Origin of the sequence: Phenylobacterium sp. (assembly GCF_020402505.1) — a bacterium.
Taxonomy (GTDB): Bacteria; Pseudomonadota; Alphaproteobacteria; order Caulobacterales; family Caulobacteraceae; genus Phenylobacterium.
On the sequence record NZ_JADBZL010000172.1, the window covers coordinates 1 to 9,230 of the forward strand.

Genomic DNA, 9,230 nt, shown 5'->3' on the forward strand with positions numbered 1-9,230 from the left:
CGGCCTTCCCAGGCGATGGAGCGCAGGGCCGGCTCGGCGTAGTCGCCGCCGATGGCGTCATAGATGACGTCCGCGCCCTTTTCGCCGCAGGCCTCCTTGAACAGGGCCGCCAGCTGCTTCTGGCCGTCGCGGTCGAAGGGGCCGCGGCCGTAGACCACGCCCGACTCCGCGCCGTGGCGGATGGCGAGGTCGACCTTCTCCTGGCTGGAGCAGGCGGCGATGACCCGGGCGCCCATGGCCTTGCCCAGCTCGACGGCCGCCAGGCCCACGCCGCCGGCGGCGCCGAGGACCAGCATGGTCTCGCCGGCCTTGAGCTGACCCCGGTCCTTCAGGGCGTGATAGGAGGTGCCGTAGGTCAGGATGAAGGCGGCGGCTTCGTCATAGGGCATGGAGTCCGGGATCGGCGTCAGCCGGCCGGCAGGGGCGACGATCTCCTCGACCAGGCCGCCGTGGCCGATCTGGGCCAGGACCCGGTCGCCGACCTTCACCTCGGTGACGCCCTCGGCGATCTCGGTGACGACGCCCGAGACCTCGCCGCCCGGCGCGAAGGGGCGCGGCGGCCTGGACTGGTACTTGTCCTCGATGATCAGGACGTCAGGGAAGTTGATGCCCACGGCCTTGACCTTGACCCGGGCCCAGCCGGGCCGCAGCTCGGGGGCCGGGATGTCCTCGATCACCAGGGTGTCGGGGCCGCCGACAACCTTGCTCAGGACCGCTTTCATGTCTCTCTCCCCCATTCTTGGCGCGCGTGGCGATTGGCCGCGCACGCTAGCCCAGCCGCCCGGCGCACGGAAGCCGTCGGGGGCAAAGAATCAGCGGATTTGGCGGGCGTCCCGGCCTCGCCTATATTCCGCCCTCCTGGCGCCGAGGCTTCCGTGACCACCACTCTTGACCTTTCCCGGTCCCGCGACGCCGCCGCCTCCCCGGCGCGGCGCCCGAACCTGACGGGCCTGACCCGGCCGGCCCTGGCGGCTGCGCTGACCGAGGCCGGGCTCGTGCCGCCGGAGAAGGCGAAGATGCGCGCCTCCCAGCTCTGGCGCTGGATGCACCACTACGGGGTCACCGACTTCGACCGTATGACGGACGTGGCCAAGGAGCTGCGGGCCGCCCTGGCCGGCGCCTTCGACCTGTCCCGCCCCGAAGTGGTCGAGCGCCAGGTCTCGGTGGACGGCACGCGCAAGTGGCTGATCCGCATGGCCCCGGGCGTGGAGGTCGAGACCGTCTACATCCCGGATGTCGGCCGCTCCGGCGCCCTGTGCGTCTCCAGCCAGGTGGGCTGCACGCTGAACTGCACCTTCTGCCACACGGGCACTCAGCCCCTGGTGCGCAACCTGACGGCCGCCGAGATCGTCGCCCAGGTCCAGGTGGCCCGGGACGAGCTCGGCGAATGGCCTTCGCCCAAGGAGGACCGTCGGCTCTCCAACATCGTCTTCATGGGCATGGGCGAGCCGCTCTACAACCTGGACAGCGTCGCCGACGCTATCGACATCATCGCCGACAACGAGGGGATCGCCATCTCCCGGCGGCGGATCACCGTCTCGACCTCCGGAATCGTCCCGGAGCTGAAGGCCCTGGGCGAGCGGACCCAGGCCATGCTGGCCATCTCCCTGCACGCCACGAACGATCCCCTGCGCGACGAGCTGGTGCCCATCAACCGCAAGTATCCCATCGCCGAGCTGATGGCGGGGATCCGCGCCTATCCCGAGCTCGGCAATGCGCGTCGGGTGACCTTCGAGTACGTCATGCTGAAGGGCGTCAACGACAGTCCGACCGAAGCCCGCGCCCTCGTCCGGCTGCTGGCCGGCGTGCCCGCCAAGATCAACCTGATCCCCTTCAACCCCTGGCCGGGCAGCCCCTACGCCTGCTCGGACTGGGGCGCCATCGAGGCCTTCGCCGCCATCCTCAACCGGGCCGGCTACGCTTCGCCGATCCGCACCCCCCGGGGGCGCGACATCCTCGCCGCCTGCGGCCAGCTGAAGAGCGAGAGCGAGAAGGAACGCGCCTCGGTCCGCCGGGCGCGGGAGCGCGCCGCCGGCCTCCAGACGACCCCTGACGCGGCGACCGCCCCCGGAAACGAGCCCTGACGGGACAGCGACTGAACGGAACCCCCATGCCCAACGCCATCGCCTCCCCTGAAATTCTGGCCTTTGCGGCGGGCTTTCCCCTCGCCCTCCTGCATGCGGCTGCGACCCTGGCCATTCTGGTGGCGGGCGCCGCCCTCTACGCCACCCTCACCCCGCATCGCGAGATCGCGCTGATCCGGGAGGGCAATTCGGCGGCGGCGATCTCCTTCAGCGGGGTCCTGGTCGGACTCGCCCTGCCGCTGGCCGCCGCCATGACCGCCTCGGCCTCCCTCCTCGAGATCATCATGTGGGGCGCCCCGACCATCGTGGTGCAGCTCCTGGTCTTCCGGCTGGTCGATCTTCTTCTGAAGGGTCTGCCGGAGCGCATCCAGCACGGCGAGATATCGGCGGCCTCCCTCCTGGCCGGCGCCAAGATCGCCTCGGCCGTTGTGCTGGCCGCCGCCGTCGCGGGGTAGGGGGCGGACGTGCACTTTCCGCGGCTCAGCGACTGGCTGGTCTATGTCGCCATTATCGTGGCCGTTGTCGTCGTGGCGATCGCCCGGCGGGAGCGGTCCGACGCTCCGCCGCCCCCGCCGCCGCCCGCGGCGGGAGAGGGCCTGCCGCTGGGCCCGGCCTCGCCCTTCGATCCCTCGGTGATCGTCGAGGCGCCAGCCACCCCTGAGCCCGGGTCCGGCACCGCCTTCTCCATCGACGAGCGGGGGGTCTGGATCACCGCCCGTCACGTGGTGGACGGTTGCAAGCGTGCGGCCGTGGTGGTGGCCGACGGCCAGGGCGTGGCCGCCGAGGTGCGGATCGACCCGCATGGCGAGGTGGCGGTCCTGACCACGGAGGGCGGCGCCGCCCCCCTGCCCGTGGCTGTGGGCCGGACCCTTCGTCGGGGAGAGAGGGCCTACCACCCCGGCTTTCCCCAGGGAAAGCCGGGCGAGGCCACCTCGCGTCTGATAGGCCGCGAGAACATGGTCATCCGGGGGCATGGGGAACGTACGGAGTCCGTTCTGGTCTGGGCCGAGACGGGACGGACGGACCAGCTGCGGGGCAGCCTCGCAGGCCTGTCGGGGGCGCCCGCTCTGGACGACGCTGGTCGGGTGATCGGCGTGACCGTCGCGGAATCGCCCCGGCGGGGCCGGATCTACACCACCTCGCCGGAGACCCTGATCCGGGCCCTGAAGTCGGCCAACGAGCGGCCCCAGCCGGGGGCGGTGGGCGAGTCTGTGACCACCACCAATTACGGGATCGTCTCCGACAGCCTGCGACGCGACCTGCGGGTGGCCCGGGTCATCTGTCTCGATACGGCCTGAGGCGCCGCGCCGGGATCAGTCCGGTCTCCGGAAGACGTCCAGCCAGATAGGCGCGCAGTCCCCCAGGCGCTTGGCCTCGTAACGGGTGACGACATGGTCGGCCGGGGCCTCCCGCCAGTCGGCGGCGCGCTGGGCGGACCATTCGAACCGGGGTTCCGCCAGGAGGACCCTCAGCATCTGGTCGGCGTAGTCGGCCCAGTCGGTGGCCAGGCGCAGCCGCCCGCCCGGGCGCAGGAGTCGCGCCGCCTCGGCGGCGAAGGCCGGGCTGACGAGACGGCGCTTGTGGTGCCGCGCCTTCTGCCAGGGATCCGGAAAGAGGACGAAGATCCGGTCTAGTCCGGCGTCTGGAAGACGGGCCATCAGGTCCCGGGCGTCGCCGTCGTGAATGCGGACATTGCGCAGACCCATCTCCTCGACATGCCGCAGGGCGCTGGCGACGCCGTTAAGGAAGGGCTCGGCCCCCAGGATGACGATGTCCGGATGGGCCGCGGCCTGGGCGGCCATGTGCTCTCCACCGCCGAAGCCGATCTCCAGCCAGGCGTCGCGGGCGCCGGGCGCCAGGCGCAGGGGATCAATCGGACCTTCCGCGGGCGGGCGCAGAGACGGAAGCAGGGTTTCCATGAGGGAGGCCTGCCGAGGCTTCAGGGTCCGCGAGCGGATGCGGCCGAAGGACCGCAGGGGCGGCGGAGTCTCCACGCCCGGCGTCAGGCCAGGCCCTTGAGGGCGTCCACCAGGTCCGTGCGCTCCCAGGAGAAGCCGCCGTCGGAGTCGGGCTCGCGGCCGAAGTGACCGTAGGCCGCGGTGCGGGCATAGATCGGGCGGTTGAGGCCCAGGTGCCGGCGGATGGCGGCCGGGGTGGCGCCGCCGACCAGCTCGGGCAGGACCTTTTCCAGCTTGGCCGGGTCAATCTCGCCCTCACCGTGGAGGTCCACGTAGAAGCTCAGCGGAGACGAGACGCCGATGGCGTAGCTGATCTGGATGGTGCAGCGGCGCGACAGGCCGGCGGCGACCACGTTCTTGGCCAGGTAGCGGCAGGCGTAGGCGGCGGAACGGTCGACCTTGGTGGGGTCCTTGCCCGAGAAGGCGCCGCCGCCGTGGGGCGCGGCCCCGCCATAGGTGTCGACGATGATCTTCCGGCCCGTCAGGCCGGCGTCGCCGTCCGGGCCGCCCTGCACGAAGCGGCCGGTGGGATTGACGTGCCAGACGGTCTTGCGGCTCAGGAGGCCGTCCGGGAAGACGCTCTCCACCAGGGGCCGGATGGCCTCCTTGATCCGCGCCGGCGTCGCCATCCGCAGGCCGATGCGCTTGGCGTGCTGGGTGGAGATGACCAGCTGGGTCACCGCCACGGGCCGGCCGTTCTCATAGGCCAGGGTGACCTGGCTCTTGGCGTCGGGCTCCAGGAAGGGCATCTCGCCCGAGTGCCGGGCGGCGGCCAGCCGGCGCAGGATCTCGTGGGAATACTGCAGGGTCGCCGGCATCAGGGCGGGGGTCTCGTCGCAGGCGTAGCCGAACATGATCCCCTGGTCGCCGGCGCCTTCGTCCTTGGTGTTGGTGGCGTCGACGCCCTGGGCGATGTCGCCGGACTGGCCATGCAGGTGACAGGCGTACTTCGCCTTCTGCCAGTGGAAGCCCTTCTGTTCGTAGCCGATGTCCTTGACCGCGGCCCGCACCCGAGGCTCCAGCGAGGAGATCACTTCGCGGGTGAAGGCCTTGTTCTCGGCCTTGTCGGCGCCGGGACGGGAGGCGCGGACCTCTCCGGCCAGGATGATCCGGTTGGTGGTGACCAGGGTCTCGCAGGCCACGCGGGCCTCGGGATCGGCGCTGATGAAGGCGTCCACCACGGTGTCGGAGATGCGGTCGGCGACCTTGTCCGGATGGCCTTCGGAAACGCTTTCGCTGGTGAAGAGGTAGGAGGGGCGGGTCACGGGACGGCTCCGTCAGGATCACGGCGCGCCCTGCGCAGAGGCCGGCGCTTGGCGAGACCTATAAAGATTTCTTTATGTCCTGCAAGGCCGGCGGCGGACAGGAGGAGCAGGACCAGAAAGGACAGGTCGCCCCACCGGCTGTAAGGGGTAGGCGGCCGCGGCGGGGGCAGGGGCAGGTCAATGACGCCGGAGGCGCCCAGGCCAAGGACCGGCCCGACAGTCCGGCCGCTGGAATCGATCACCGCCGAGACCCCTGTGGGGGTCGAGCGCACGATGGGCAGGCCTTCCTCGATGGCGCGGTAGCGGGCCATGTTGAGGTGCTGCCAGGGACCCGAGGCGCGGCCGAACCAGGCGTCGTTGGACACGTTCAGGATCCAGTCCGGACGCTGGCCGGCCCGGCGGGCGGCCGCGCGAGTAAAGCCCGGGAACAGGGCCTCGTAGCAGATCATCGGCTGGAAGGCGGGAAGACCCGAGGCGCTGAGGGGCCGGGGCGGCGGACCGGCGGTGAAATCCTCGGGCATGTGGACCAGGCTTCGCAGGCCGATCCGGCCGGCGAGGTCGCCGAGGGGCATGAACTCGCCGAAGGGTACGAGGCGGTGCTTGTCGTAGACCCCCGCGAGGGCCAGGTCCTCGCCCCGCCCCTGCAGCAGGATCAGGCTGTTGTGATAGGTCACGACCTGCCGGGCGTCCATGTCCGCGCGGTTGGCCCCCATGGCCAGGAGCTGTCCCGGCGCCAGGGTCCGGGCCAGGGCCGCCCGCCAGGGTGAGCCTGGAGCCAGGAGGTCGTTGATGACGGCCGGAAGCGCCCCCTCAGGCCAGACCACAAGGTCGGGGCGAACGGCGGAGGGCCGCGCGCTGAGTTCGAGGTAGGTCTGGAAGATTCCGGGCAGGTTCTCGGGCCGCCACTTGGTCTTCTGGTCGATATCCGCCTGGACGATCCGGATGACGGGACCCTTCGGGGTCTGTGGCGTTTCCGCGATGCGGGCCGCCCCCCAGGCGTGCAGGGACAGGAAGGCGCCCGCGACGGCGACCGCCCGGGCGAACCGGCGGCGGGGGGTTCCGGTCTCAAGGATCCAGACGGGCGAGGCGCAGAGGACGAGGGTCACCCAGGTCAGGCCGTAGGCGCCCACGAGGGCGGCGCCCTGTGACAGGGGCGATCCCGCCGGCCAGGCTTCTCCGGGCAGGTTCCAGGGAAAGCCGGTCAGGACATGCCCCCGCAGCCATTCCGTCCCCGACAGGCAGGCGGCGAAGGCCAGGAGACCCGGCAGACCCCGGACCCCGATCCGGCGCCAGAGGGCGGCGGCGGCGGCCCAGAACAGCGAAAGACCGCCGGCCATCAGGACCAGGGCGAAGGGCGCCATCCACCCGTGGGTGCGCTCGTCAACGAGGAAGGGCTCGATGACCCAGACCACCGAGACTGAGAAATAGCCGACGCCCGCCAGGGCGCCCCGCGCGGCGGCGGCGCGCAACGGTTGCGCACTGGGCCAGTCCAGGGCCCAGAGGACCAGGGCGAACCCGGCGAGACCTGGAAGGAAGCCGAAGGGCGGGAAGGCCAGGGCGGCGAGGACGCCCCCCGCCAGAGCAGCGAGACTGGCGGCCGCGGAGGCGCGCGGCGGCAAGGTTCAGCCCACCGCCGGAGGCAGCGGCGCCGGGCGGATTCGCACCCGCTTGATCCTTCGGGGGTCAGCGTCGAGGACCTGAATTTCATACCCCTCGGGGTAGGCGATCACCTCCCCGCGGCGGGGCAGGCGGCCGGCGATCGCCGAGACCAGCCCGCCTACCGTATCGATCTCTTCGTCGAGGTCCGCAGGCGCCAGGTCGCGTCCGAGGGCCGCCTCGAGCTCCTCGAGGGGCGCGCGGGCGTCGGCCTCGAAGACGCCGTCCGGACGCTCCTGCACCCCCGCCGCCTGGGCCTCGTCATGCTCGTCGTCGATCTCGCCGACCACGGCCTCCACGAGGTCCTCCAGGGTGACCAGGCCGTCCGTACCGCCGAACTCGTCAATGACTAGGGCCATGTGCGTCCGGGTAGCCTGCATCCGCAGAAGCAGGTCAGCGGCCCGCATGGAGGCCGGCACGTAGAGGGCGTCGCGCTTGAGGCGCATCAGGCCGGAGTCCGCCGCCCCGCCACGGCGGGCCTTGGGTCGGGCGCCGGTGGCCATCTGCTTGAAGACGTCCTTGACGTGCACCACCCCCAGGGGATCATCGAGGGTCTCCCGGTAGATGGGCATGCGGGAGTGCTCGGCCTCGAGGAAGCGTGCGACCACCTCGTCGAAGGAGGTATCGACCTCCACCGCGACAATATCGGCCCGTGGCGTCATGACGTCATCGACCCTGAGGGTCTGGAAGGCCTGGGCCTGGTCGACCAGCCGGCCGCCGGCGGATTCCGTAAGCGCCTCGGCCGCGGTGACCGCAGGATCCGGACGGCGGGCCCCGAAAAGCCGGAAGAACCGGCCTCCGAGACCCCTTCCCTGTCGCCCCTCCGGGGCGGGCGCATCACGACTGACCATGATCTCCTCTTTCGGCGGCATAGGGGTCAGGCGCCCCCAGACCCGCCAGTATCTCTGCTTCGAGACCTTCCATCACCGATGCCTCGGCGTCGGTCTCATGATCGTAGCCTACTAGATGGAGCACGCCGTGCGCCACGAGATGTTGCAGGTGATGCTCCAGCCGCTTGCCCTGAGCCTCGGCCTCCCGGCGGCAGGTCTCGAAGGCGAGGGCCACGTCGCCCAGCCAGCCCTCCGGGTTGGCCGGGGCCGGGAAGGACAGCACGTTGGTCGGGCCGGCCTTGGCCCGGAAGGCGGAATTGAGAGCTGCGAGTCGGGCGTCGTCGGCCAGCAGGATGGCAAGGCCGCCAGGAGCGTTCGCCGCCGCCAGGGCGGCCCTGGCGGCCCTGAGGGCGAGGGCCGGCGCATCCGGCGGGATGCGGCCCCACTCGCCCCCCTCCACCAGCACCTCGATGTCGCCGGCCTCGTCCCTGGATGTCATGACGCTGAGCCGCGCGGGCGACCCTCGGCCTCGTAGGCCCGGACGATCCGTTCGACCAGGGGATGACGCACCACGTCCTCGGGCCCGAAGCGGGCCACCCCGATTCCCTTCTCGCCCTCCAGGAGGGCGACGGCGTGGGCCAGGCCGGAGTCCCGGGGTTGGGGCAGGTCGATCTGGCTGGGATCGCCGGTGACCACCATCCTGGCCCCCTCGCCCAGGCGCGTCAGGACCATGCGCATCTGCATGCGCGAGCAGTTCTGGGCCTCGTCGACAATGACGAAGGCGTGGGACAGGGTCCGGCCGCGCATGAAGGCGATGGGCGCCAGCTCGATCTCGCCCTTCTCGCGACGCCGGCGGAACTGTTCGGCGCCGAGAATGTCGGTCAGGGCCTCCCAGACCGGCGCCATGTAGGGATCGACCTTCTCGGTGAGGTCGCCGGGCAGGAAGCCGAGGCGCTCGCCAGCCTCCACGGCCGGGCGCGAGACGATCAGCCGGTCGACATCCCCGCGCAGCAGGGCGCCGACCCCCGCCGCCACGGCGAGGAAGGTCTTGCCCGTACCGGCCGGACCGAGGCCGAAGACCAGGTCGCACCTGGCCAGGGTGTCGAGATAGCGGGCCTGGGCCGGGGTGCGAGGTGAGACCGGCCCCCGCCGGCCCGACGGCAGGGCGCCGGGTGGAGATCCGCGCCCGGTCCGCGCCTGGCCGATGGCGACCCGGACGTCGGCCTCGGCCACTTCCAGGCCCCGCTCGGCGCGAAGAGCCAGGGCCTCGACCACCTTCTTGGCGGAGGCGCGGCCGCGGACGTCGCCGGTCAGGGAGATGCCGCCGCCCGGCGTCTCGAGCAGGACGTCGAAGGCGTCTTCGATGAGGGCGGCGTGCCGGCTGGAGGGCCCGGCCACGGCGCGGGACGCGGCCTCGGACAGGGTGACGAACTCCGC

At 71.6% G+C, this 9,230-nt stretch carries 10 protein-coding genes; 3 read left to right on the plus strand and 7 right to left on the minus strand.

Features of this window, described 5'->3' with window-relative positions:
* The coding region (locus IM632_RS11875; RefSeq protein WP_296552380.1) for an NADPH:quinone oxidoreductase family protein at positions 1-722 on the minus strand (722 nt) is incomplete at its 3' end.
* A 153-nt stretch (positions 723-875) separates the two neighbouring features.
* Between IM632_RS11875 and rlmN the strand changes: the two genes are divergently transcribed.
* From rlmN to IM632_RS11890, 3 genes are read left to right on the plus strand one after another with little or no spacing between them, the layout of a single operon-like run.
* Entirely contained in the window at positions 876-2,084 is a 1,209-nt protein-coding gene (rlmN, locus tag IM632_RS11880; RefSeq protein ID WP_296481703.1) for a 23S rRNA (adenine(2503)-C(2))-methyltransferase RlmN, read from the plus strand.
* Positions 2,085-2,110: 26 nt separating this feature from the next.
* Positions 2,111-2,539: a DUF350 domain-containing protein gene (locus tag IM632_RS11885; protein ID WP_296481700.1), complete on the plus strand. Its 429-nt coding sequence runs from the start codon at positions 2,111-2,113 to the stop codon at positions 2,537-2,539.
* A 9-nt stretch (positions 2,540-2,548) separates the two neighbouring features.
* A complete protein-coding gene (locus IM632_RS11890) occupies positions 2,549-3,382 on the plus strand; it encodes a serine protease (protein ID WP_293512701.1) in 834 nt (277 codons plus the stop codon).
* Between the two features lie 15 nt (positions 3,383-3,397).
* Here IM632_RS11890 and trmB read toward each other — a convergent pair whose 3' ends face one another.
* The 6 genes from trmB to IM632_RS11920 all read right to left on the minus strand — a co-directional run.
* Positions 3,398-4,078 (minus strand): tRNA (guanosine(46)-N7)-methyltransferase TrmB, encoded by a 681-nt coding sequence (gene trmB / locus IM632_RS11895; RefSeq protein WP_296481699.1) that lies wholly within the window; start codon positions 4,076-4,078, stop codon positions 3,398-3,400.
* Positions 4,079-4,086: 8 nt separating this feature from the next.
* Positions 4,087-5,307, minus strand: coding sequence for a methionine adenosyltransferase (gene metK, locus IM632_RS11900; protein WP_296481697.1), 1,221 nt, complete (start codon positions 5,305-5,307; stop codon positions 4,087-4,089).
* The gene (gene lnt / locus IM632_RS11905; protein WP_296481695.1) at positions 5,304-6,926 is read right to left on the minus strand and encodes an apolipoprotein N-acyltransferase; all 1,623 of its coding nucleotides are present in this window, start codon (positions 6,924-6,926) and stop codon (positions 5,304-5,306) included. Before lnt ends, metK begins: the two co-directional genes overlap by 4 nt.
* A 3-nt stretch (positions 6,927-6,929) precedes the next feature.
* Entirely contained in the window at positions 6,930-7,814 is an 885-nt protein-coding gene (locus IM632_RS11910; RefSeq protein WP_296481691.1) for a hemolysin family protein, read from the minus strand.
* Positions 7,801-8,292 carry an rRNA maturation RNase YbeY gene (ybeY, locus tag IM632_RS11915; protein ID WP_296481689.1) on the minus strand — a complete coding sequence of 164 codons (492 nt, stop codon included), beginning with the start codon at positions 8,290-8,292 and terminating at the stop codon, positions 7,801-7,803. The genes IM632_RS11910 and ybeY overlap by 14 nt, the downstream gene beginning before the upstream one ends.
* A partial coding sequence (locus IM632_RS11920) for a PhoH family protein (RefSeq protein ID WP_296552382.1) occupies positions 8,289-9,230 on the minus strand: 942 nt, incomplete at its 5' end. The genes ybeY and IM632_RS11920, both read right to left, overlap by 4 nt.

Bases quoted from the DNA above. Each gene is read 5' to 3' on its own strand.
- IM632_RS11910 (WP_296481691.1), bottom strand. From the start codon at position 7,814: ATGGTCAGTCGTGATGCGCCCGCCCCGGAGGGGCGACAGGGAAGGGGT.
- ybeY (WP_296481689.1), bottom strand. From the start codon at position 8,292: ATGACATCCAGGGACGAGGCCGGCGACATCGAGGTGCTGGTGGAGGGG.
- IM632_RS11885 (WP_296481700.1), top strand. From the start codon at position 2,111: ATGCCCAACGCCATCGCCTCCCCTGAAATTCTGGCCTTTGCGGCGGGC.